This window comes from Rheinheimera sp. KL1, from assembly GCF_001275035.1.
Classification (GTDB): Bacteria; Pseudomonadota; Gammaproteobacteria; order Enterobacterales; family Alteromonadaceae; genus Pararheinheimera; species Pararheinheimera tangshanensis.
Map to the genome: position 1 here is coordinate 112,780 of NZ_LAMX01000006.1, position 24,119 is coordinate 136,898.

A 24,119-nucleotide genomic window follows, 5' to 3' on the forward strand; every position below is an offset into this window, starting at 1 on the left:
AATTAAAACCAGGGTTATTACAAACTCAAAGTCCGTTCACCGCGGGATATGCCAGACACACCACTGCGGACTGTTTCCAGTATTTGCGTGCCGTTTAACGCCTGAATAAAAGCTTCCAGTTTGTCCGAAGTGCCTACTACCTGAATGGTGTAGGTATTTGCTGTGATATCAATAATCTGGCCACGGAAGATATCTGCGCAACGTTTTACTTCTTCGCGTTGTTCAGCTGTGGTTTTGACTTTGACCATCATTAGCTCACGTTCGATATGAGCAGATTCACTTAAATCAGTCAATTTCACTACTTCAATTAGCTTATGCAGCTGCTTGGTAATTTGTTCTATCACCTGATCATCACCGCGGGTCACCAGCGTCAGACGCGAGATGGTCGGGTCTTCTGTTGCCGCGACAGTGAGCGAGTCAATGTTGTAACCGCGCTGAGCAAATAAACCCACCACACGGGCTAAAGCGCCGGACTCGTTTTCCAGCAATACAGATAAAATATGCCGCATTTTAAGTCCGCTCCGTTTTGCTTAAAAACATTTCATTCATAGCACCACCTGGTATTTGCATTGGATAGACATGCTCGGTCGGGTCGACATGAATATCTAAAAACACCAGCTTGTCTTTTAGGGCAAAAGCGCGCTCTAACGCAGGCTCTAACTCTTCAGCTTTGGTGACACGAATACCCACATGGCCATAAGCTTCGGCCAGTTTGACAAAATCAGGCAAGGAATCCATGTAAGAGCTGGAGTAGCGGCTGTCGTAGTTCATGTCCTGCCACTGTTTGACCATGCCTAAATAACCGTTATTCAGGTTGATGATTTTTACATTCAAGCCATATTGTTTACAGGTCGACAGCTCCTGAATATTCATCTGAATAGAGCCTTCGCCTGTGACGCAGACTACTTCAGCTTCAGGGTAATGCAGTTTGACGCCCATAGCGGCAGGTAAACCAAAGCCCATAGTGCCGAGGCCACCTGAGTTGATCCAGCGATTGGGTTTATCAAACTTGTAGTACTGAGCGGCAAACATCTGGTGCTGGCCTACGTCGGACGTGACATAAGCGTCGCCTTTAGTATGACGGTGCACAGCTTCAATCACAGCCTGAGGTTTTAAATGCGATGCGCTGCTGTCATAACGGCCACCATGCACTTCACGCCATTGTTTGATTTGTTGCCACCACTGACCTAAAGCGTCTTGATCCAATTCGCCCTGGTTTTTCTCCAGTTGATGCAGCATTTCCTGCAATACAGGCTTCACTAAACCCACAATAGGAATATGCGCATTGATGGTTTTGGAAATACTGGCCGGGTCAATGTCGATATGAATAATGGTCGCGTTAGGGCAGAACTTTTTGGTGGCGTTAGTCACACGATCGTCAAAACGTGCGCCTACGGCAAAAATCACATCGGCGTTATGCATCACCTGATTGGCCTCATAACTACCGTGCATGCCCAACATGCCAATAAACTGTGGATCGGACGCAGGATAAGCACCCAAACCCATTAAGGTATTGGTGACTGGTAAATTCAGCTTGCGGGCTAACAGAGTCAGCTCATCTGAGGCCTGACCTAAAATCACGCCACCGCCTGCATAAAGCACAGGTTTTTTCGCGGCTAATAAAGTGGTCAGGGCTTTTTTAATCTGGCCCGGATGGCCTTTCGCGTTTGGGTTATAAGAGCGCAGTTTGATTTCTTTTGGATACTCGTATGGGAACTTCTGGCTTGGTATCGTCATATCCTTTGGAATATCCAATACCACAGGGCCTGGCCTGCCACTTTGCGCTATATAAAAGGCTTTTTTGACTAAATACGGAATATCTTCGGGGCGGCGCACCGACATATTATGTTTCACGATAGGGCGGGAAATGCCCAGCATATCGGTTTCCTGAAAGGCATCATCGCCAATCAGGTGACTCATCACCTGACCACAGATCACCACCATAGGAATAGAATCCATATAAGCAGTGGCTATGCCAGTAACCGCATTAGTAGCACCAGGGCCGGAGGTAACGAGCACTACACCTGCTTTGCCGCTTGCTCTTGCGTAGGCGTCCGCCATATGGGTCGCGGCTTGCTCATGGCGGACCAGCACGTGTTTCACCTGATGCTGTTGAAACATCGCATCGTAAATGTGTAACACGGCACCGCCGGGGTAACCATAGACATACTCTACGCCCTCGTCAGCTAAGGCGCGGATCAGCATGGCTCCACCAGACAGCAGTTCTGGTTGGGTGTTTTGGCTTGTCATTGTTCAGGTCTCATAGTTTGCACGTGCGAACTTTAAACCCTGTTGCGGGCGCAATAAGGCTTAAAGCAAAAATCACCGCTCCGCTTACGCAGAACAGCATTAATTTTTCTTTTACGTGGACGGACAGAGTAAGGGGTCTGTCAAACAAACTAATCAGGCCTGGTTAGTGACTCGTTGGTCTTTTATTATTTAGCAGGCTTGATGGCTAATTTAAGGGAATAATCGGCGAAAGTCGACAAAATCTTCGGGAAAGATTTTGAACAATGCGAAGCATTGGCCCGCTAGGGTGAGCGCCATGGATAGCGGCGAATACAAAAACATCAGGAATGTTTTTCACTCACATCGTCCCTGATGTTCGCCTCCGGCAGCTGAAGCTGTGCAAAACGGCTATCCTGCCGTTTTGTGAACATTGGAGCGCAGCGACGATGGCCCGGAGGGTGAGCGCCATGGATGGCGACGAATAACGCTTTTTCTGGTCTGACCAAAAAAGTCTTGCTGCAGCAGCGCAGCGATGATTGCCTGTTGGAGTGAGGGCTGAGAATGCAAAATCCTCGGAATAAATTTGAATGTTGGGGCGAATTAGATAAACGACATTTAAAGGCAGCATAGCCTCATATAAACAATGCTCTCCCCCGACTTGCAAATCTAATGCCCCGGCCACATAGTGGTGCAAAGCATTCCATAAAACCGGAGCTGTCCGGTGTGAATAAAATAGGTGAGTTGTGTCCGCTAATATCAAGCCCGTTACTATAGAAAATGTTCGTGAATTATTAGAGCTTTCTTTTGCCCAGCCTGTGCTGTTTTATTTTTATTCTGAGCGTAGCCCGGCTTGCTTAAATTTAGGCCCTGTATTGCAGCGCATTGCCCAAAGCTATCCGGATGCACTGACGTTGGCTGTAGTGGATTGTGATCAGGAACAGCAACTTGCAGCGCACTTTGGGGTACGTTCAGTGCCGACTGTGCTTTTTATTAAAGAAGGTCAGCCGGTGGATGGTTTTGCTGGTGAAGAGCCTGAACAAGCCATTTTGCAGCGTTTAAGTGCTTTCTTACCTAAGCCTGAAGATCAATTGCTACAACAGGCTCTGCCTTTGTTGGAACAACAAAACTGGACTGAAGCTTACCCTTTGCTTAAACAAGCCAATGAACTTGCCTCGGAACGGGTAGATATCCGCTTACAACTGGCGTTAGTGCAAGTGGAACTGGGCCAGTTAGAGGCTGCTGAAAAAGCACTGTCGACCATATTGATGGCAGATCAGGATGCGCTGTATCACAGTGTCAAAGCGCGTTTGGAATTGGCGCAGCAAGCGGCTGACAGCCCTGAAATCAAAGCGCTGGAGCAGGCGCTAGCCACAGACCCTGATAATAAAGAACTGCAACAACAGCTGGCGGTGCAGTACCATCAGGTACAACGTTCGGCTGAGGCCTTGGCCTTGCTGTTTGAAATATTGAAGCAGGATCTGAACTTTGGTGAGGCGAAAAAACTCTATCTGGATATTCTGGCCACTTTACCCAAAGGTGAGTCTTTAGCGTCCAGCTACAGACGTAAACTCTATAGCCTGTTGTATTAATTCCTGATTTAAAAGGACTTCCTATGCTGCAAAAACATGGACCAGCTTGCTGCTGGTTCTGTGCTGTTGCTCAGCCCCTGGTTACAGCGCTGCTGTTGCGGAAAAAGTATTTGCCGATTATGCCGATGCCTTGTTGCAAATTAAGGTGCTTGAGCACGCTTCGGGAGCGAAGTCGGCCATCGGCAGTGGTTTTTTACTGGCCGAACCTAATCTGGTCGTCACCAATTACCATGTAGTGTCTGAAGCTGTGTTATTCCCGCAAAAATACCAACTGGAGTTTCTGGCGCAAAACCAGCAAAAGGGTAAGTTGGAGATTGTCGCCGTGGATGTGGTCAACGATTTGGCTTTGCTAAAAACTGACTACACAGCAGCCAAAAGTTTTCAGTTGCAACAGCAAGCGCCTGTGCAGGGGGCTGAAGTGTATTCTTTGGGTAACCCACACGATTTAGGTTTAATCGTGGTGCCAGGGACTTACAACGGCTTACAAAAACATAGTTTTTACCCTCGTATTCATTTTACCGGCGCTATTAACAGCGGCATGAGCGGCGGTCCTGCAGTGAATGAAGCAGGTGAAGTGATAGGTGTTAATGTCGCATCTGCTGGCAATGGTTTAGGGTTTTTAGTTCCAGCCGCCGCCTTGCAAAAGCTACTAACGAAACAAGCTGTGGCTGATTTAAAACAGGATATTCAGCAGCAACTGGTCAGCAACCAGCAGGACATGTTTCAGCAAATCCTGAACGCCAATTGGCAGCTTAAAAGCTTTGGTCCTGCCACAGTACCGGACGAAATAGTGCCTTTTATCCGCTGTTGGGGCACATCCAATGTGGAAAAAGACAAAGATGATGTCAAACGAGTGAATGCCTTTTGTAATCAACCGGAAGAAATCTTTTTATCATCTGAGTTCAGTACTGGCCGCATTGAAATGCAGTTTGAATGGTTGCAGGGCAAAGATTTGCATCCATTGCAGTTTTTCCGCCGTTATCAGCAAAGCATCAACCAAATGAACGCAGATAACAGTGCAGGCGAAGACGATGTGACCGCCTATTCCTGCCAGAATCAGTTGCTCAGCCCGGCAGAGGGGCAGCATGCTAAAGCGGTTTTTTGTTTAAGAGCTTACCGAAACTATCCGCAACTTTTTGATGTGGCTTATATTTCTGCTTCTTTAGACCATCAGCAACAAGGGGTGATCAGTCACTTTACCTTAGCAGGTGTGGATCAAAAAATGGCGCTGGAGTTTAGTCATAAGTTTATTGGAGCTGTGGTATGGCAGTAATAGTGGAAGTACTGAACAAGCAGCAAAAAGTCATAGAACGGCATAAATTTTTACAACAACAGGTCAAACTAGGTCGGGCCTTTGATAATGATGTGATTCTGTTTAACAAGCATGTCTGCCCTTATCACGCCACATTGCAGCAAGATCAGGCGGGGCAGTGGTGGCTGGAGGACTTAAGTTCAGTCAATGGCAGTTTTGTATCAGACCGTAAAGCAGTGCTGGCAAAAGAGCCACTGCGTTCCGGTGAAGTTTGCTGGTTAGGTGAACAGGCGCTTCGTCTGTATGACGATGCCCATCCTGTGCCGGCTACTTTGCCTTTTAGCGCTGTGGGGCAAAAACTGCAGGCTATGGGGCACTGGGCTTTTATTCTGTTATTTGCTTTGATCCTGGCGGTAGATCAGATGGTTGAAATCTGGCTGACACTGCCAAAACAGCTGGAGCATTTATGGACAGTAAGGTTACTGGAACTGCCAAAAACCTTGCTGATGTTTTGTATCTGGCCAGCCATTCTTGCACTCTGGGGCAGATTCAACCAGCAGGAAAGTCATTTTTTACCCCAACTTAGCCTGACTTATGCCGCGCTGGCATCCAGTGCGGTGTGGGGCATTTTTTGTTATTGGCTGGGTTTTAATCTGGATAGTTCTGTAGTAGCGCAGATCACTGAAGTCACGGGTTATACCCTGATTTTAGTTGCGTTATTTTGTGGCAATTTATGGCTGGCGACTCATTGGCCGGTCAAAGCTCAGGCTGCAGTCGCTGTGGTTGTCGCGTTGTTGGCCACATCAGGGCAGTGGGCTGGTTTACTGACACCGCCTTCACCTTTTGACCGTAGCTTGCAATACGATTCACGTTTATTGCCTCTGTCTTTTTATCTGGGCAAGGGCAAAGATATGCAGCAGTATGAGCAGGAATTACAGCAGCTATTTGAACAGGTCGAACAGCAGCGACAGGATGTAGATACACAATAAAAGGTCAGAGCTCAGGCTCTGAACTTTTTCGTCACTGTAGCTTTTGCCAGATCTCGCGGATTTGATCAGACAAGGTCATAGGGTCAAAAGGCTTCACCACCACATCGGCAGCGCCTAAAGCTTTGTAGGATTCAATCTCATTGGCTTGTACTTTGGCGGTCATAAAGACTACAGGGATAGCGCTTAAATCAAAGTCAGACTGCATCTTTTTTAAAGTGCTGGGGCCATCCATACCTGGCATCATCACATCCAGTAAGATCAGTTGTGGTGCAAAGGCATGGAAGCTCTTTAACGCCTCTTCGCCACCGCTACAGGTTTCTACAGTAAAGCCACCCACCACTTCCAAAGCCACTTTAGCCACAGCCTGGATGGACGGGTCGTCTTCTACATGCATAATACGTTTAAGTTCTGTCACCGCAATCTCTCTTTCATCGAACCATACTGATGTAATTGAGTGTGCATTATTTTTTATGGCTGTGCCAGATGCAGACACTGACTGTTCCGGAAATATTTCCGTGGCAGAGCCTCACAGCTTTTGAAGTATTGGATGCTATAGTAGCGCTAGTTTTCTTGCTTTGGTGTCGTCTTGTTTATGTCCCGGCTTTTGTCTGAACAGTTTTTGCAATTGGATTTATTGTTAGCCCGCTATCAAGCTTTCTGGCGCTTTAGCCCATTCCATTTCTCTGAGTTACCCTGGGCCCAAACTGCGTTAGCTGCCGCTTTACAACAACTTGGGACTGAGCAGAATGAGCGGTTGGAGCTGGATGAAAGCTATAGGCGCGACTATTTTTCGGCATTTTTCCCAGAGTTAAATCAAATCAGTGATTTTGAGCGGACAAGTTTTAATAACACAGGGCCGATACACACTGAACTACCATTCTGGTTTAGTCGTGATATTAAAGGGCGGAAATTAGAACAAATTCAGGCTTTTGCCACGCAGATGCAACAGGGGGACTTACCTGTACTGGAATGGTGTGCCGGTAAAGGCCATCTTGGACGCTGGCTTTGTTTTAGCCAGGAGCGCAAAGTCACCAGTCTGGAATGGCAGGACGTCCTTTGTGCTGAAGGACAATTGCTGGCTAAACAACTTAAGCTGTCACAGCATTTTATTCAGGCAGATGTGTTAGTTGAGGAGACTGCAAAACACCTCAATACTGACCAGCAGGTGGTAGCTTTGCATGCTTGTGGCGATTTGCACATTCGCTTATTGCAACAGGCCAGCCGTGTGGGTACGACCCAACTAGATATAGTGCCTTGTTGTTACCATTTAGTAGCGACTGAGCAGTATCAGGCTTTATCTATCCAGGCGCAGCAAAGTCGTTTGGGGCCATTGAGCCGGGATGAGCTGAAACTCGCTGTGCAGGCGCAGGTCACAGCTGGAGAGCGGGTAACACGCTTGCGCCAGACCGAAGTGCTATGGCGTCTGGCTTATCAGGAGTTATATCAGGCGGTGCAAAAGGTAAAAGACTACCGGCCTTTATCTTCTGTGCCTAAACATTGGTTTAGCGGCGAATTTAGTGCTTTTGCGTATTGGGCTGCTTCACAGCATCAGTGGCAAATTCCGGAGGATACAAACTGGCAGTATTATCTGCTGCTTGGGCAGCAACGGCATGCGTTAGTGAAGAAAATGCAGCTGGTACGCTCTTTATTCCGGCCTTTACTGGAGCAGTGGCTGGTGCTGGACAGAGCCTTGTTTTTAGAGCAACAAGGCTACAAGGTGCAAGTGAAACAATTCTGCGACTACCAACTCACCCCTCGTAATCTGATGATTAGTGCCAGCAAAAGCTAAAGCTCTTGCCGGCCACCCAACCGCTGGAAAGTACTTAATGTGAACAAAGGTAAAGTTGCAAATAAAGTTTCGAAAATTTCAGCCTGAATTTGTTCGTAGTTCGCCCAGACTTTATCAGCACTAAAACAATAAATTTCCAGAGGTAAACCTACTTCGTTAGACTCCAGCTGACGCACCATCAGGGTCATATTCTGATTAATATGTGGGTTGTGTTGCAGCATCCACTTGGCGTAATAACGAAATAGTTTCAGATTGGTCAGGTGAGGCTGTTGTAATAACTCTTTGGCTATATCTGTTGTCAGAAAAGGTTGTAGTACAGTGTGCTGCATTAATTGCTGCTTTTCTGCCTCATCCAGAAAACCTATGCTGTGAATATCAATTTTGATGGCTCTTTTAATACGGCGTCCACCGGATTGCTGCATGCCACGCCAGTTTTTAAAGGAGTCTGAAATTAGCGCATAGGTCGGAATAGTAGTGATGGTATTATCCCAGTTCTGTACTTTGACCGTGGTTAGCGCGACTTCAATAACAGCACCATCTGCACCGTATTTGGGCATTTCAATCCAGTCACCCGTTGCGACCATTTTATTGGTGGCTAACTGAATACTGGCGACTAAACCTAAAATAGTGTCTTTAAACACCAGCAATAACACGGCAGTTAAAGCACCTAAGCCACTGAGTAAATAGACAGGGGATTTGCCGAGTAAAGTGCTGAGGATCAATATACTTACGACAATAAAGTCGAGTAATTTGAGCACCTGCGCCAGGCCAAGGTAAGGCACATTACTTTGACGATCCACCGCACTGTAGATAGTGGTCGCAAAATTAATCAGGGCAGCAAAAGCCAGACCAGCAAAGCAGTACAGATAGATCCACAAACCTAAATGCACCGTGGATTTGAAATCAGGCCAGTGCTGGAAAAATTGTTCGGCTGAGCTTATCAACACTACTGCGGGCACTAAATGTGCCAGATGACTGGCCAGCTGTAGTCGTTGTTTTTCAGTTTGATGTTGTAAGTCTCCATCGACTTTATCCAGCAGATGGGCGATAGCGGGTAACAAATAACGCCGAGCCAATGTAAACAGCAAGCTAAGTAACACTATGGCCAGTAGCACTCTGACCGCTAACATCAAAATATGCTCCGGAGCTAAATTCAAGCCAAAGTAGCTGGCAGCCTGCTGTAAATACAGATCTAACATAAGGCGTTTTCCGCTCTGGCAGCCTGCGGCTGATGGTAAGCGCTAATCACCTGATCTTTTTTCAGCCAGCGTTGATTCAGCCAGTTTTGAAAGTTGATTCTGAAGCCCTCGTCGTTAAAATAATCGCCGATAATCTGATGATCGACAGGCAGAATTTCTACCAGTACCACCACACGTTTTAACCGACCACATAGCATATCCAAAGCGACATGACCCGGATTGTCAGGGTATAAAATGGTCACATCCAGTACTGAATGAAACTGCTGCCCCATGCTGGCGAGGGTAAAAGCGATACCACCTGCTTTAGGCGGCAGTAAATGCCGGAATGGACTACGCTTTTGCTTGTGTTTTTGTTCGGTAAAGCGGGTGCCTTCGACAAAGTTAATAATGGTGGTTGGGGTGTCTTTGAACTTTTCGCAGGATTTACGGGTGGTTTCTATATCCTTCCCTTTGAGTTCCGGCTTCTTCGCGACTTGTGCCTGGCTGTAGCGCTTCATAAAAGGCATATCTAAAGCCCAGGAGCCTGAACCAATAAAAGGCACCCATTTCAGCTCTTCTTTTAAAAAGAACTTAGGCTCCGGAATACGGTTTAATGCAAACTGACTCAGGACCGGAATATCTAACCAACTTTTATGATTGGAGATCAGCAAATACCAGCTGTCTTGTTTTAAATCAGCTACACCGCTGACTTGCCATTCCACTTTATTAAATAACTCCATCAAAGCTTTGTTATAACGCGACCAACCCCGGTAGGCCCAGTGGGCGGGTTTAGACCAGAAGGCTCTCGCTGTAGCATGAGGGGAGACTAATTTGGCTACACCAATCAGGGTTACAATACTGCCCCATAAGGCCAGATTGCAGCTGAACAGCAAAAATGCCAAAGGGGCTTTGAGTACGACAGGTAACCAGTGCAACATCAGCTCCGCTCTCCTTGTTTCAGCTCTGTTAATAACACGTCTTTATCCAACCAGAGTTGATTGACCCAGCTCTGGAATCTTTGTCTGAATACCGGGTCTTCATAATCGCCAATTAAATTCGGATCTATAGGTAACACCCGCACCCGTACTTTAATGTCCTGCACTTTGCCGGAAATATAGTCCCAGAAGGTTGGGATGCCCTTAGGATAACAAATGGTCACATCCAGCAGCTTATGCAAGTGTTCGCCCATAGCGTTCAGTACAAAAGAGATTCCACCCGCTTTAGGTTTGAGTAGATGAGTAAATGGCGACTGTTGTTTGTCATGTTTATGTGGAGTGAAACGAGTACCCTCAAGGAAATTCATCACAGAGACTGGCTTGTAGCGGAATTTTTCGCAGGCTTTACGAGTGGTGGCTATATCAGTGCCTTTAAGTTCCGGTTTTTCCGCCAGCTGCTTGGCAGTTAAACGCTGCATAAAAGGAAAATCCAGCGCCCACCAGCACAAGCCAATGACAGGCACATAAATCAGCTCTTTTTTCAGGAAAAATTTTAAAAAGGGCGCTTTGTGGTTAAAGACTTTTTGCAACACCAGAATATCAACCCAAGATTGATGGTTGGCCAGTACCAAATACCAGTCTTTGACACTTAAATGGTCTATGCCTTTGATATCCCAGCGAATACAGGTGAAGGTGCGGCTGGTTAGGTTATTTAGGCTGATCCAACTGGTGGCGCAAAAGTCGAGTAAATAGGTGATCCAGGTTTGCCATAGTTTGACAGGAGGTAACTTAATGATGGCCAGAAGTAATATAGGAATGGCCCAAAAAATCGTGTTGATAAAGTACAGCAGAAAAGAAAGCGAGCCACGTATTGGGGCTGGTAGAAAGTGCAGCATTCAGTTACCACCTCGTTCGTTATTTCCCTCTTTCCAAGGTGCAGAGCCTGTGGTTATCTGGGATATAGTTTAAAAAAGAAAAGCAGGCGGGCCTGCTTTTCTCTCATCCGATCAGTGGCAAGTTTACCTTAATCTTCGAAGTAGGTGTAACCATAAACCCCGGCTTTTAGCTCATCTAAATAAGATGTCTGCATTTCCGGGCTAAAGTCCATCCGTGCTAATTGCTTCTGATACGCGGCAAGTAGCTTCTTCGCGTCAAACTGCACATAACGTAATACGTCGGCCACTGTGTCGCCTTTAATGGCATTCGTCAGACGGTAACCGCCTTCGTCATCCAGTTCAACATGCACTGAGTCTGTGTCACCAAACAGGTTATGCAAGTCGCCCAGAATTTCCTGGTAAGCGCCGACCATAAACATACCCAACAGGAACTGCGAATCTTCTTTGTACGAAGGCAGTGGCAAGCTGGATTCAATGCCGTTACCGTCCGCATAACTTTTCAGTACGCCGTCTGAGTCACAGGTAATGTCCTGAATGATAGCGCGGTGTTCCAGTGACTCATTCATCCGCTCCAGTGGCATCACCGGGAATAACTGGTCAATACCCCAGGCATCCGGCATAGACTGGAACAGCGAGAAGTTCACAAACAGCTTGTCGGCTAATTTCTCGTTTAACTCATCGTGAATATCACGGTGTGAGCGCGAGGATAAGTCCAGCTTGTTTTTCACTTTGTTGATGGTGGCAAAGTAAATTTGCTCAAGCAAAGACCAGTCTTTTAACGTCAGCAAACCATGCACATACTGAGCATGAGCATCGGTAAAATAATGCACTGCATCGTGGTAGGCTTCGACCGCTGTGCGTGGTGTGACGTTTTTATACGAATCCCACAAGGCCCAAATCACGGCTGGTGAGTCTTCGCTTGGCTCTGGCATATTGACTAAGCCTGGAGCGCGTTCAACATCAATAGCATCAGTAATTAACACGGCGTGGTGAGCTGTCATAGCACGGCCAGACTCAGTGATAATGTTCGGATGCGGTAAGTCGTATTCGTCACAGACTTCTTTTAAGCCATACACCACGTTGCGGGCGTACTCCAGCATGGTGTAGTTCATCGAACAGGCCGAACGTGAGTTTGAACCTTCGTAATCCACACCTAAACCACCCCCTACGTCTACCGTAGTGATAGGCACACCTAAAGTGCGCAGTTCAGCATAGTGACGGGCGCATTCACGAATAGCGTTGTGAATATCGCGAATGTTGGCGATTTGCGAACCGATATGGAAATGCACTAACTGCAACAAGTCCAGTTTGCCGGCGTCACGCAGAATGTCGATGGCTTGCAGTACTTGAGTGGCAGTTAAGCCAAACTTGCCTTTTTCACCGCCGGTGTTTTGCCATTTGCCTTTACCAACCGAGTTCAGCTTGATACGGATACCAATCATAGGTGCCTGGCCTAAGCTGTCGATTTCACGGATTAAGGTTTTTAATTCAGTGATTTTTTCAACTACGACATAAACCTGATGGCCCATCATCTGGCCAATAGTGGCTAAACGCAGGAACTCAGAGTCTTTGTAACCGTTACAGACAATGCGCAGAGGTTTGTCGGTGACACCTAAAATTGCCATCAACTCAGGTTTGGAACCTGCTTCTAAACCTACTTTGCCGCTGTCATGGCTCACCAGCTTTTTCACTACGGAAAATTGCTGGTTTACTTTAATAGGGTAAACAGCTGTGTATTCGCCCTGATACTCACGTTCTTGTTTGGCCTGAGCAAAGGAGTTGATTAAGGTGCCAACACGGTGCTGCAAAATATCGGTAAAGCGCACCAATACAGGCAGAGTTAAGCCTTCCTCTTTAAAGCGGGCAGTCAGTTCCGGGAAATTAATACCGGGTTTTTTATGATCCTGATCCGGATAGGCCACCAGATCGCCATTTTTGTTTACATCAAAATAGCCTTCACTCCAGACTGCTACGTTATAAATGGATCGTGCTTTTTCAATACCCCAATCTGCCATTGTCGTGCCCTTAAAAAAATGATGCGCTATTTTAAAGCCAATGCTATGAAAAAAACATGAAAAGTTTGTCTCATCCTGCCCTGGCTGGCAAAATACTTAGCTTAGTTTGTTTATGAGGGGTTTAGTATGTCGGGCGACAACAAATGGTTCACTGAAATTTTTGCAGCCAGTGGCAGCGCTTTTGGTTTGGCCATCACAAAAAAACTGGATGAGGTGCAGTCGCCTTTTCAACATATTGAAATGTTTGAGACCACGCACTTTGGCAATCTTATGGTGATAGACGGCGTTATTATGCTGAGCAGCGTGATAATTTCCTGTACCACGAAATGTTAAGCCACCCTGTGTTATTTACTCATCCTGCGCCAAAACAAGTGGTGATTATTGGCGGCGGTGACTGTGGTACTTTGCGTGAAGTATTAAAGCACCCTGATATCGAACAAGTGACCCAAATTGATATCGACGAACAAGTCACCCGTATGGCAGAAAAATACTTTCCAGAGCTTTGTGCGTCCAATAACGACCCACGCGCTACCTTAAAATTTGCCGACGGTATTCAGTTTATGCGCGATGCAGCGCCAGAATCTTTGGACGTTGTAATAGTCGACTCAACCGACCCAATAGGTCCGGGCGAAGGTTTATTTAACCGCGCCTTTTATGAAAGCTGCTTAAAAGCGCTGCGCCCTGGTGGCATCTTAGTGCAACAAAGTGAATCGCCATTGATCCATATGCCACTTTTAAAAGCCATGCGTGATGCGATGTCAGACGCTGGTTTTGCCGACTTACAAAGCCTGCTGTTTCCGCAGATGGTGTATCCATCCGGCTGGTGGACTTGTACTTTAGCCCGTAAAGAGGCCAAATTTGACGGCTTCCGTGTTGAAGCTGCACGAAATCCTGCTTTTGAAACTCAGTACTACAATGCCGAAGTGCATCAGGCTGCTATGGCTTTGCCTAATTTTGTAAAGAAGGCTTTTTCTTCGATCTAACCTGAAAGATTTGGGAGGCAGCTCTAAGTTCGGTAGCTGTAATAGTGTTTCATGGAGGATGGCGAATAATGAAATGGCTTCTCAGTGGAGTGGCGTTGTTACTGATGGCTGGCTGGTTTTGGTTCAGTGGTAGTGCTGAGCCGGAGCAACCAGAAGCAGCGCCTTCGATGATCTCCAGAGTTCAAAATACAACCCAGCATGTGGGGTTGGAAAAAGAGCCTGAATCATCGGGCCAGGACGTAGCAGTTGTTTATAGCGATACTCCGGTGCAAGAACCTACAGAGGTAGAGCCTGAGCAGGCCAGTTCGATATGTCTTGAAGGTCGGGGTTGTACCTTAGATTTGCAAGAAAACTGGCATTTGAGGCTGATCAGCTCAAATGCAGAATTGTCTCGCGCCAAAATAGAATTGTTGTTCAAAAGCAGAAATTTTCGCGAAGCGGCGGAACAGCTGCATTATTCTCATCAGTATGAGCAAGATAACCAACTTGAACACAACTTGGAACAGGCATTGTCTGACCTGGAGAGCAAGTTTGGCGCCAGAGCAGAGGCGTCAGGCTGCAGGGATAATATCTGTTTGGTGCAACTGCGTTTGCCGATTGAAGTCAAGGCGGACGAAGTGCTAAAGCAGCTTTCCGGGATGCAGCCGCCTTGGCAGCATGTATATATGTCGGAGTGGAAAACTAAAACTCATTGGCAAATACGGCTGCTGGTTAAAGCCGAGCCATAGCCATGAGTGGTCTGTGTTGCAGTTGCTCTGATTTAGTTGGTGTTTTGCCTCCCGGCCCATAACAATGAAACTAAAATCAGCGCCGAACCAGCGCTTAACGTAAGCCAGTTGACATTCTGCTGCCAGAATACAAAGTTCACCACTAAACCCGCCGGGATCAGCACGTTATTCATCACTGCCAACTGGTTAGCATTCACCTGCCTGGCGCCAGCATTCCATAACCAATAACCTAAACCAGAAGCCACCAGACCTAGCCAGATTAAAATGCCGTAATCCAAAGTCGTAGTTGGTATTTTGTTCCAGTCGGCAAATAGAGCTGTTGCCAGCAGGCTGATCATTGCAGCGCCCATAAAAAACCAGCCAAAGTTATAGCGTTGTGTGGCGACTGAACCTAAATCCAGTTGGCGATAAGCCACCTGACCAAAAGCAAAACATAAATTGGCAGCCTGGATCAGCAATAAACCCCACCAGAAGTCTGTACTAAGGTTTTGATAACGAATCACTAAAGCGCCCAAAATAGCCAGCAGGGCAGGGCCTAACCAGCGCAGATGCAGCTTTTTATAACGCCAGAAGTAATCCAGTATTGAGATATAGGCAGGAGTCAGAATAGTAAACAACAGCACTTCGGCCACACTCAAATACAGAAAACTATGATAGAGCAGCAGATACATCAGACCAAGCTGCACAGCACCAATACCAGCCAGAGCCATAGCCTGAGTTTTTGAGCTGGTACTTTTGAGTAACCAGGGCAGGAACAAGATCAAAGCCAATAGCATACGGCTGCTGACGGCCAGATAAGGGTCAACCCGGCCAGATAGAAATTCACCAATTAAGGAAAAACTAAAAGCCCAAATTAGCGTGACTAACCACAATAAACCCATAAAAAAACTCCGGCTATGCTGCTACTGCATTCAATGCAGCGGCAGCATAGCCGGAGTTTTAAATTTTTAATAGCTTTGGCTTTCTCGTTTTAGCCTAAGCCATTGATGTTGCAGCTCGGCGCGCAGTCAACGAATCCCCAGGAACATAGTTGCCTATGTGACTGGGGTGAGGAGGCGCAGTCAACAAAACTGCAGCGACAAGAACGACGGGTATTTTATTGAGTGATGGCTTCGATATGTATCTCAACGCGGCGGTTCATCGCTCTGTTGCTTTCAGAATTGTTTGGCACTGCCGGGTAGCTTGGGCCTAAACCCTGAGTTTCAATCCGGATTGGATTTAAACGCTGCGCTACTAAATAATCTTTGACGCTTTCAGCACGTTTTTTTGACAGCTGCATATTGTAGTCATAAGCACCGGTATCGTCGGTATGGCCGCTGATGACCAGCAGGGTTTTGTCGTATTCACCCAGTACTTTAGCCACGTCATTTAATACCGGATACAACTGAGGCTGAATAGCCGACTGATTCACCGCAAAAGTGATTTGCGATGGAATTTCTAAACGCAAAATATCGCCATCACGGTGCACTTTGACACCAGTGCCAGATAACTGATCACGCAGCGCCATTTCCTGATGGTCCATATAACGACCCACAGCAGCGCCAGCTAAAGCACCAATGGCGGCACCTATCGCCAGTCTTTTGTTTTTATGATTGCCAGTGGCTTTACCCAGCACAGCACCCACACCGGCACCAATAGCCGCACCTTTAGCAGTATTTTGATTTTCCGGCGCTATATTCATACTGGCACAACCGGATAAAACTAAGGTGCTGCATAAGGCAACTAAACCTAACTGTTTGGCAATCATGGGAAATCTCCTGAATTATTGTGCGGCTATTGTACCTCAGTTCAACTGAATTAGCGCTGAACTAAAACATTGTTCGGCGCAGCGGTTAACAAGACAGAGCCTTGGCCCTTTAGGGAAATCGCCATGGATGGCGGCGAATAAAGCTGAAGCTTGTAAAGGCCGGAGAGTCTGAGTAAGAGGCGCTCCCCGGTATTCTGGTGAAGAAATAGTGCAGCGATTAGGTTTGCTTTCACAGCTTTAAAAGTTCGCGCTCAATCGCAAACACATGTTCGTCTTGCTGATTCATATCGCGTAGCGCCTGTGCCAGTTGAAGCAGGTATTCGCTATTGGGACCACTTGGACCGCAGCTGCGAGCTATATGCGCAGCTATAGCTGCGTCTGTAGCCGGGCCCAAATAAGCCTCATTGTCTGCGCTGGCTACATACACAACCCCTTGCACTTCGCCTGTTTCATTCAGCCAGTGTAGTGGGGTAAATATACGCAAATAACCATTTTTTTCACGATGGTCCAAATTTTTAAAGGTCGCAGGTGTTACTTGATAAGCCATGCCGGCGCAACGTGCTCCAACGGCTTCAACCAGGGTCAACACCCGTCCAGGCGCCTCAGGCGTACCACGATGATCATGGGAGCCCTGCCAAAAACGGCGTTCCCAGCCATAAATGCAGGCTGGTTTAGCGGCCAAATAGTCAAAGTCAGTTTTATAAATCAGCGAGCCGTAACCAAACAGCCAGACAGAGTCGAGGTGATCCAAAGGTTGGCGCTGTTGATTCAGGGATATAGTGTTGTGCGACATCAGGCTCTGCTTAAGACAAAAAAGTAATGCATTATTGGTCAGATTTTACCGAAATACCTTTTACTTATGCTACATGCCATTGACTGTTGTTATGCGTTATTTTGAGGCCACAACGAGTCGCCAAAGTAATTGCAGCTACAGCAAGGCGACAAGTGATGGAGACCCCAGGAGCATAGTTCACTATGTGTTTATGGATTGAGGCTAATACTCGCCAGTAAGCAAAATTAGTCTGCTGAAATAAGTGACTGGGGCGAGATTACGTAGTCAACGCCGCTGTGGTCGTAAGTCCGAAGGTATATACCCTAATTAATTGGAGTTGTAGCGAGGCGACAAAGGATTGAGACCCATGAGCATAGTTTTCCTATGCGATTGGGCGAAAGCCTGTAGTCAACAAAGCTACAGCTTCAAGTAAGACGGGTATAGACATGTATACGTCTAAATAGGTATGCTCGGATGGTCAAAAAATAACTGGAGATAAATGGGTGTTATGGTTGGGTTAAAGTGGCGACGTCTGGTGCTGAAAGTGGGCAGTGCTCTGATTGCACCGGAAGCAAAAGGTTGCTCCACCCGTTACTTACTTGCTATTGCTGGCTTTATCAGCGAATGCAGGCAACAAGGGGTTGAAGTGGTATTGGTATCCTCAGGTAGTGTGGCTGCAGGCCGTGCTGCTATTCCCTTTGCCCATCACCCCTTACCCATTAATGTGAAACAAGCTATGGCTGCTGTTGGCCAAACCCGCATGATGCAAAGCTGGCGTAATTTGCTGGATTTTGACTGTGCACAGATTCTGCTGACGCATGATGATTTACAGCACCGCAACCGCTACTTAAATATCCACAATACGCTGCGTACTTTGCTCGATCACGGCGTACTTCCTATCGTCAATGAAAATGATACTGTGGCTACAGCTGAACTCAAAGTGGGCGATAACGACAATCTGGCCGCTTTGGTGGCAACTGTTGTCGACGCTGATGCCTTAATCATTTGCTCTGACGTGGATGGTTTATACACAGCTAACCCACGTTCAGACAGCAATGCCTTGCTTATCCCTGAAGTGCAACAAATCACGCCGGAGATTTATGCCATGGCTGGTGGCAGTCATCACGCCATAGGCACAGGTGGCATGACTACTAAGTTGCAGGCGGCCAGCAAAGCCACTTCGCAGGGCATAGATACCTTAATTATTAATGGCCAGAAAGCTGATAGTTTTGCAGCTCTGCTGGCCGGCAAAGCCTGCGGCACGCTGTTTCATAAACAGCAGGAACGTTTAAGTGCAAAAAAACACTGGTTGTTACACAGTTTAAAAACCCGTGGCGAGCTGCAGCTCGACAGCGGCGCTGTGCAGGCTTTATTGCATAAGGGCGCTTCTTTGCTGCCAAAAGGTATCAGCGCGGTCAGTGGTGATTTTGATAAAGGTGATGCAATTTGGTTGTGTGACGAGGCGGGTAAACAGCTGGCCAAAGGGATCAGTCAATACAGCAAATCAGAGCTGAGCAAAATTCGTGGCGTACACAGTCAGCAGATTGAAAGTATTTTGGGCTATTGCCCAAGCGAAGTGGTGGTGCACCGCGACGATTTAGCGCTGGTGGAGGGCTGAGTATGACAAACGTAAATATTAAAGCTATTTGCCAGCAGGCTAAGCAAGCTGCTTTGCAACTGGCACAATTATCCGAAACTGAGAAAAACCAGCTGTTACTGGCGATGGCTGATCAGTTAGAAGCTGATAGCGTTTTGATCCTCGCTGGCAATGCTAAAGATACGGCGGCAGGGCGCGACAAGCAGTTGGCAGAAGCGATGTTGGACCGCCTGCTTTTGACTGAAGATCGGATTAAAACCTTAGCCAATGCGGTGCGTTATATAGCAGCATTGCCAGACCCTGTAGGCCAAATTAGTCAGATGAAACCACGGCCTAATGGCATTCAGGTGGGTAAAATGCGTATTCCGCTTGGCGTCATCGCGATGATTTACGAAGCCCGGCCTAATGTCACAGCAGATGCTGGTGCTTTGTGTTTAAAGTCCGGTAATGCAGTGATTTTGCGTGGTGGCCGTGAAGCTTTGCATTCCAGCATGGCGATTGCAAACTCTTTGCATACCGCTATGGCAAAACATGGCGTGAACCCGGCCGCCATCAGTGTGATCCCTGATCCGGATCGGGCTTTATTGCTGGAATTACTGCAGCAAAAAGACAGTGTTGATTTGGTGATACCCCGGGGTGGTGAAGGCTTAATTCATTTTGTCAGCGACAACAGCAAAATTCCGGTGATCCAGCATTACAAAGGGGTCTGTCATTTGTATGTGGACCAGGATGCGGATCTGCAGAAAGCTATTGCGTTGCTGATCAATGGCAAAGTGCAACGACCCAGCGCCTGTAATTCGCTGGAAACCTTGCTGGTGCATCAAGCTGTAGCGCCACAATTTTTGACGTTGGCTGCCGCCGCATTGGCCTCTGAGCAGGTTGACGTCTTTGCCTGCGAACAGTCGGCTTTGTATTTCAGCAATGCAGTATTGGCACAACCTCAGCAGTTTGATACCGAATATTTGCGTTTAGCCATTTCAGTAAAAATAGTGCCTGATTATGACGCCGCCATTGCGCATATTCAGCAGCATAGTTCGGATCATACCGAAGTGATTTGCACACAAAATATCAGCACAGCGCAGCGTTTTTTAAAGCAAATTAACAGCGCTGTGGTGATGGTGAATGCGTCGTCGCGCTTTAGCGATGGTGGCGAGCTGGGGTTAGGGGCTGAGATTGGTATTTCCACCTCTAAGTTACATGCCTACGGCCCTATGGGTCTGGAATCTTTGACCACAGAAAAATATATTGTGATAGGGGACGGTCAAATCCGCTAAAGATTCAAGTTTATCCAGCCTGCGCCGATAACAGAAAGATTCTCTGTTTTCGGTGCAAAGCTGATGAAAAAAATGGACTTAAATCAGGTGCTCAATCTTGGTATTCAAAATGTAGTGCCTCAGACCACTGCTGTTGCAGAGGACAAAAACTTCCGCTTCGAAAAAGCCAGTACAAGATCTACAGCCGGTATTCATGTCGATTTATCCCCACTGAGCTTAGAAAAATCTAAAAAAGCCGAAAGGGATAAAGACATTGACGAGAGCGAGCTACCGGATAACGTCAAACAGGCTTTGAAAGCTATTCGTGATAAGCAGGACGAGCTGGAAGAAAAACAAAAAGAGCTGCAACAACTGATGAGCAACAGCTCGATGCCTGCAGAAGAAAAGCAGGAAAAGCTAAAAGCGCTGCAGGCTGAAATCAGCTCCTTAAGCCGGGGGTTGATGGACTCTAAAAATAACTTAGTCAAATCGATGCAGGATCAAGGCTTAACTGAACAGCAAATGCAAACCGCTATGGCGCTGATGAACTAAGGTACTGTTTTTGTTTTGCAATCAGGTTTATATACCCGCACAGCTGAAGGCGGATTGGTTGCTAATTTAGCTTCAGGTCTTATCGGTATTCTGACTAATTCTCCGCCACAGTTTGGGCAGATTCCAGTCAGTTTGTCAGTACACTCCGGACAAAAAGTACATTCAAAGGAGCAGATGTAGGCCTGATCTGCTGGTGTCAAATCTGCATTACAACATTCACAGTTGGGTCTGAGTTCTAGCATCAGTTTCTCCTCTGATTTCTTTTTAGCCTATTTCAACAGAGACAGGTTCAGCCGTCTGCCCGAATTCAGGCCAATCTCTGCTACTTACCAGCCAGTTGAAACCCGTGAAGCAATTCGACAAAGTCGCTTGATTCTGCTTTGATAGATCAAAGACTTAAGAGAAAACGATATGAAAATTGCTGTGATAGGTGGTGGTATTAATGGCTTGTCATCCGCCTGGCAATTGGCGTTGGCTGGCCATCAGGTGACTTTGTTTGAACGCGATGAATTGATGCAGGCGACCAGCAAATCCTCTTCTAAGCTGCTGCATGGCGGTTTACGTTATCTGGAGCAGGGCGAATTTCGTCTGGTGCATGAAGCCCTGCAGGAAAGACGCTGGTGGCTGAAAAAAGCACCGCACTTAACCAAAAGATTGCCGCTTTTGTATCCCATCTATCAAAAGGGTCAAAGACCACGCTGGCAAATCAAAATTGGCTTGTGGCTTTATGATGTGCTGAGTGGAAAAAAAGGTATAGGAAGGCATCGCTGGTTAACCGCAGAGCAGGCAAAACGTTGTTCGCCACAACTAAAAACACAAGGTTTGACAGGGGCCTATTTATTTTTTGATGGCCAGATGGATGACAGAAAACTTGGGCTTTGGGTGGCGGAGCAAGCTGTAAAAGCCGGAGTACAGATTCACCAGCATTGCCCTGTCCGTCAAATCACAGCAACAGGTGGGGTATTTGCGGCTAACAGCGCTGAGTGGCAAATCTTTGATCTGGTCGTGAATGTGGCCGGGCCCTGGAGTAATCAGCTCTTGGAACAATCAGAGCTACCGCTACAACAAACTTTGGATTTGGTGCGTGGCAGTCATTTGCTACTGCCTGCAATCAGTAGGTATGGCCATATGCTGGAAGTGCCGGGGGAGAGGCGTATCGTCTTTGTATTGCCTTATCAGGGTAAAACTTTATTAGGAACAACAGAAGTACGGCAAAGTCTGGCAGAGCCTATAGCCTGCAGTGACGAAGAGCAGGCGTATTTACTGAAGCTGTATAACCACTATTTTGATAGCCAACTTAGCTCAGCTGATGTAGAGAGTACATTTGCCGGAGTCCGACCCCTGTTGGGTGGCAATGACAGCGCCAGTACGGCCAGTCGGGAGTATGCACTTAATTGGCAACAGCAATTGTTGACTGTGTCCGGAGGCAAGTGGACCACAGCCAGAGCCTTAGCCCGGACTGTGGTGACACAAATACAGCAGAAAAACGCCTTATAAATCCAAAGCCAGAATTTTAGAGCGGCGTTGGTAGTTATACAGCTGTTGTTTTTTCTCTGGTAAGTCCTGCACCGTCACCAGTTCAAAGCCATGCTCCTGGAACCAGTGAATACTGCGGGTGGTCAGCGCAAATAAGCGGTAATACTTACGTTGGCGTGCCAGCTGAATAATGTTTTGCAGCAAAGCACTGCCACGGTCGGCGTCACGGTACTGTTCATGCACAGCTAAGCAGGCAAATTCACCGACGTTTTCTTCCGGGAATGGATAAAGCGCGGCACAGCCAATAATTAAACCATCCCGTTCAATGACGACAAACTGGTCAATTTCCATTTCCAGCTGTTCACGCGAGCGACGCACCAAAAGCCCTTGTTGCTCCAGTGGACGGATCAAATCCAGAATACCGCCAATGTCAGTGATACTGGCTGCACGCAAACGTTCGGCAGCCTCAGTCACTATCTGGGTACCTATACCGTCACGGGAGAACAACTCCTGCAACATAGCGCCATTTTCGCTATAGCTGACTAAGTGACAACGCGAAACACCAGAACGACAAGCCGTAATAGCTGCGTGTAAAAAGGCGACTGTGGCGGTGCAGGCGTATTCTTTTTGCTCCATCTGCCACATTAAGTGTTCGGCATAATTAGGCATAAGTTCAGCGGTAATGTCACCATCTTCACCCACTATGCCGCCCACTTCGTTAAAGCCGATAATTTTTTCAGCTTTAAGTTTTATTGCCACTTGAGTGGCAATTTCTTCGGCGGTCAGGTTAAAGCTTTCGCCTGTGACAGAAGCGGCTACAGGGCCCATTAAGACGATGCCGTTGTTATCCAACTGGCGGCGAATACCCTGCACATCAATACGACGCACCCGGCCGCTGTGTAAATAGTCGATACCATCGTCCACGCCCAAAGGCTGGGCTATAACAAAATTCCCGCTGACCACGTTGATTTGAGCATTGTGCATAGGGGTGTTGCTTAAGCTCATCGACAAGCGAGCTGTAATATCCAGCTGCAAAGCCCCTGCGACTTGTTTGATCACCTGGAAGGAATCATCGTCCGTCACCCGAATACGGTTATGGTAATCGCAGTTTAAACCGGCTTTTTCCAAGGCTTTATTAATTTGTGGCCTGGCCCCATACACCAGCACTATTTTAATGCCGAGCGTATTGAGCAGAGCTATATCATTAATAATACTGCGAAAGCCGGGCTGATCTATGGCTTCACCTCCCAGCATCACGACAAAGGTTTTGCCGCGGTGAGAGTTAACATAAGGGGCGGACTGACGAAAGCCATCAACAAGTTCTGTGGTGCGCACTTTGTTTCCTTCTGGCAAAAACAAAATAAGACTAAGGCTGCCTTGTGACAGTATGACGACAGCAGCTTAAGCATAGCAAACGAATGCCTAAGCCATAGCTGACGCAGCTCGGGCAGTGCAAATGAGCGCGCACTTTAAACAATTTTGGATAAATAACCAACATGTAATTTAATGGTATAGAGTGATATTTTAAGTATTTCTTTATAAATCATGTTGTTGATATTTTACTTCGAACGTTATGAATGGTCTGTTTGTGCCTTTTTATCTGACTTTTATGCATCAATATGTTTTTTGCGGTTAATCCAACACTTCAAGATAACCGCCTGCCAGCATTTTATTGACCAGCGCAATACGTACATCGTCGCTGACATCGCCAGGGATCTCAGACACACTAAACTCTTGTCTGGATAATATAAAACGTACTGACGCTTCGGCGCCCAAATGAATTAAATGCTGTTGACCGGGTTGTCTGAAATCTAAAATATCATCAGTTGCAAAGAGTCCTGCGATCGCCAATGGGTTATGCCGAACCTTAGTGTGAACTGAGTTAATGTTTTGCATTGCATGTACAGGTAATTTAGGTAGTTGTTGAATCATTCTGGAACGACGGAAATTCAGCGCATCCCGGATAAACAGATCGGACTGGCAAATCTGTTTTAGCTTCTCTACCCCTTGACGGATTTGCATGTGGATCTGTGCTGCACTTTGGCCTGTGGCCAGATGATCAGCTCGTGGTGCCAGATTGCTGCGTAGATGTATGGACTCCCCTCCCTGCGAGGGATTATGGTGAAGTTGTCACACAAA

The 24,119-nt window shown here is 47.0% G+C and carries 22 protein-coding genes and 1 pseudogene; 10 read left to right on the top strand and 13 right to left on the bottom strand.

The genetic code is table 11. The features are described from left to right. Positions 1-17 precede the first annotated feature (17 nt). A complete protein-coding gene (ilvN, locus tag WH43_RS02690) occupies positions 18-509 on the bottom strand; it encodes an acetolactate synthase small subunit (RefSeq protein ID WP_053423114.1) in 492 nt (163 codons plus the stop codon). Position 510: 1 nt separating this feature from the next. Continuing rightward, positions 511-2,250 (bottom strand): acetolactate synthase 3 large subunit, encoded by a 1,740-nt coding sequence (locus WH43_RS02695; protein ID WP_053423115.1) that lies wholly within the window; start codon positions 2,248-2,250, stop codon positions 511-513. A 722-nt stretch (positions 2,251-2,972) separates the two neighbouring features. On the opposite strand from WH43_RS02695, the gene WH43_RS02700 reads away from it, so the two are divergent. The 3 genes from WH43_RS02700 to WH43_RS02710 are packed head-to-tail and all read left to right on the top strand — an operon-like array spanning position 2,973 to position 6,059. Next, a complete protein-coding gene (locus WH43_RS02700; RefSeq protein ID WP_053423116.1) occupies positions 2,973-3,818 on the top strand; it encodes a tetratricopeptide repeat protein in 846 nt (281 codons plus the stop codon). 46 nt (positions 3,819-3,864) lie between these two features. Next, positions 3,865-5,091: a S1 family peptidase gene (locus tag WH43_RS02705; protein ID WP_053423117.1), complete on the top strand. Its 1,227-nt coding sequence runs from the start codon at positions 3,865-3,867 to the stop codon at positions 5,089-5,091. Next, on the top strand, positions 5,082-6,059 hold the full coding sequence (locus WH43_RS02710; RefSeq protein ID WP_053423118.1) for an FHA domain-containing protein: 978 nt from the start codon (positions 5,082-5,084) through the stop codon (positions 6,057-6,059). Before WH43_RS02705 ends, WH43_RS02710 begins: the two co-directional genes overlap by 10 nt. A 31-nt stretch (positions 6,060-6,090) precedes the next feature. On the opposite strand, the gene WH43_RS02715 is transcribed toward WH43_RS02710, so the two are convergent. Next, positions 6,091-6,474, bottom strand: a complete 384-nt coding sequence (locus tag WH43_RS02715) for a response regulator (RefSeq protein WP_053423142.1) — start codon at positions 6,472-6,474, stop codon at positions 6,091-6,093. A 177-nt stretch (positions 6,475-6,651) separates the two neighbouring features. Between WH43_RS02715 and WH43_RS02720 the strand changes: the two genes are divergently transcribed. Continuing rightward, entirely contained in the window at positions 6,652-7,848 is a 1,197-nt protein-coding gene (locus tag WH43_RS02720) for a methyltransferase (RefSeq protein WP_053423119.1), read from the top strand. Here WH43_RS02720 and WH43_RS02725 read toward each other — a convergent pair. From WH43_RS02725 to speA, 4 genes are all read right to left on the bottom strand, one after another. Beyond that, positions 7,845-9,047, bottom strand: a complete 1,203-nt coding sequence (locus WH43_RS02725; protein WP_286049412.1) for a mechanosensitive ion channel family protein — start codon at positions 9,045-9,047, stop codon at positions 7,845-7,847. The genes WH43_RS02720 and WH43_RS02725 overlap by 4 nt on opposite strands. Then, the gene (gene yihG, locus WH43_RS02730; RefSeq protein ID WP_053423120.1) at positions 9,041-9,964 is read right to left on the bottom strand and encodes a 1-acylglycerol-3-phosphate O-acyltransferase, YihG family; all 924 of its coding nucleotides are present in this window, start codon (positions 9,962-9,964) and stop codon (positions 9,041-9,043) included. Before yihG (WH43_RS02730) ends, WH43_RS02725 begins: the two co-directional genes overlap by 7 nt. Then, positions 9,964-10,857 carry a 1-acylglycerol-3-phosphate O-acyltransferase, YihG family gene (gene yihG / locus WH43_RS02735; RefSeq protein ID WP_053423121.1) on the bottom strand — a complete coding sequence of 298 codons (894 nt, stop codon included), beginning with the start codon at positions 10,855-10,857 and terminating at the stop codon, positions 9,964-9,966. Before yihG (WH43_RS02735) ends, yihG (WH43_RS02730) begins: the two co-directional genes overlap by 1 nt. A 128-nt stretch (positions 10,858-10,985) precedes the next feature. Then, a complete protein-coding gene (gene speA, locus WH43_RS02740; RefSeq protein WP_053423122.1) occupies positions 10,986-12,872 on the bottom strand; it encodes a biosynthetic arginine decarboxylase in 1,887 nt (628 codons plus the stop codon). 126 nt (positions 12,873-12,998) lie between these two features. Between speA and speE the strand changes: the two are divergent. Further along, a pseudogene (speE, locus tag WH43_RS02745) lies at positions 12,999-13,855 on the top strand (polyamine aminopropyltransferase). 68 nt (positions 13,856-13,923) lie between these two features. Continuing rightward, positions 13,924-14,583 carry a hypothetical protein gene (locus WH43_RS02750; RefSeq protein ID WP_053423123.1) on the top strand — a complete coding sequence of 220 codons (660 nt, stop codon included), beginning with the start codon at positions 13,924-13,926 and terminating at the stop codon, positions 14,581-14,583. A 32-nt stretch (positions 14,584-14,615) separates the two neighbouring features. On the opposite strand, the gene WH43_RS02755 is transcribed toward WH43_RS02750, so the two are convergent. The 3 genes from WH43_RS02755 to WH43_RS02765 all read right to left on the bottom strand — a co-directional run bounded on the left by WH43_RS02755 (position 14,616) and on the right by WH43_RS02765 (position 17,123). Further along, positions 14,616-15,464: an EamA family transporter gene (locus WH43_RS02755; RefSeq protein ID WP_053423124.1), complete on the bottom strand. Its 849-nt coding sequence runs from the start codon at positions 15,462-15,464 to the stop codon at positions 14,616-14,618. A 215-nt stretch (positions 15,465-15,679) separates the two neighbouring features. After that, entirely contained in the window at positions 15,680-16,330 is a 651-nt protein-coding gene (locus tag WH43_RS02760) for a YiaD family glycine zipper/OmpA-like lipoprotein (protein WP_053423125.1), read from the bottom strand. 229 nt (positions 16,331-16,559) lie between these two features. Further along, positions 16,560-17,123 (bottom strand): gamma-glutamylcyclotransferase, encoded by a 564-nt coding sequence (locus WH43_RS02765; protein WP_053423126.1) that lies wholly within the window; start codon positions 17,121-17,123, stop codon positions 16,560-16,562. 478 nt (positions 17,124-17,601) lie between these two features. On the opposite strand from WH43_RS02765, the gene proB reads away from it, so the two are divergent. From proB to WH43_RS02780, 3 genes are all read left to right on the top strand, one after another. Further along, a complete protein-coding gene (gene proB / locus WH43_RS02770; RefSeq protein WP_286049413.1) occupies positions 17,602-18,720 on the top strand; it encodes a glutamate 5-kinase in 1,119 nt (372 codons plus the stop codon). Positions 18,721-18,722: 2 nt separating this feature from the next. After that, a complete protein-coding gene (locus WH43_RS02775; protein ID WP_053423127.1) occupies positions 18,723-19,973 on the top strand; it encodes a glutamate-5-semialdehyde dehydrogenase in 1,251 nt (416 codons plus the stop codon). 63 nt (positions 19,974-20,036) lie between these two features. Beyond that, positions 20,037-20,504 carry a hypothetical protein gene (locus WH43_RS02780; RefSeq protein ID WP_053423128.1) on the top strand — a complete coding sequence of 156 codons (468 nt, stop codon included), beginning with the start codon at positions 20,037-20,039 and terminating at the stop codon, positions 20,502-20,504. Here the strand turns inward: WH43_RS02780 and WH43_RS19750 are convergent. Next, the gene (locus tag WH43_RS19750; protein WP_082335658.1) at positions 20,501-20,746 is read right to left on the bottom strand and encodes a DUF1272 domain-containing protein; all 246 of its coding nucleotides are present in this window, start codon (positions 20,744-20,746) and stop codon (positions 20,501-20,503) included. The genes WH43_RS02780 and WH43_RS19750 overlap by 4 nt on opposite strands. A gap of 169 nt (positions 20,747-20,915) precedes the next feature. On the opposite strand from WH43_RS19750, the gene WH43_RS02785 reads away from it, so the two are divergent. Continuing rightward, positions 20,916-22,001, top strand: a complete 1,086-nt coding sequence (locus WH43_RS02785; protein WP_053423129.1) for a glycerol-3-phosphate dehydrogenase/oxidase — start codon at positions 20,916-20,918, stop codon at positions 21,999-22,001. Here WH43_RS02785 and argA read toward each other — a convergent pair. Beyond that, positions 21,996-23,315 carry an amino-acid N-acetyltransferase gene (gene argA / locus WH43_RS02790; protein WP_053423130.1) on the bottom strand — a complete coding sequence of 440 codons (1,320 nt, stop codon included), beginning with the start codon at positions 23,313-23,315 and terminating at the stop codon, positions 21,996-21,998. The genes WH43_RS02785 and argA overlap by 6 nt on opposite strands. A gap of 297 nt (positions 23,316-23,612) precedes the next feature. Then, on the bottom strand, positions 23,613-24,002 hold the full coding sequence (locus tag WH43_RS02795) for a hypothetical protein (protein ID WP_053423131.1): 390 nt from the start codon (positions 24,000-24,002) through the stop codon (positions 23,613-23,615). Positions 24,003-24,119 lie beyond the last annotated feature (117 nt).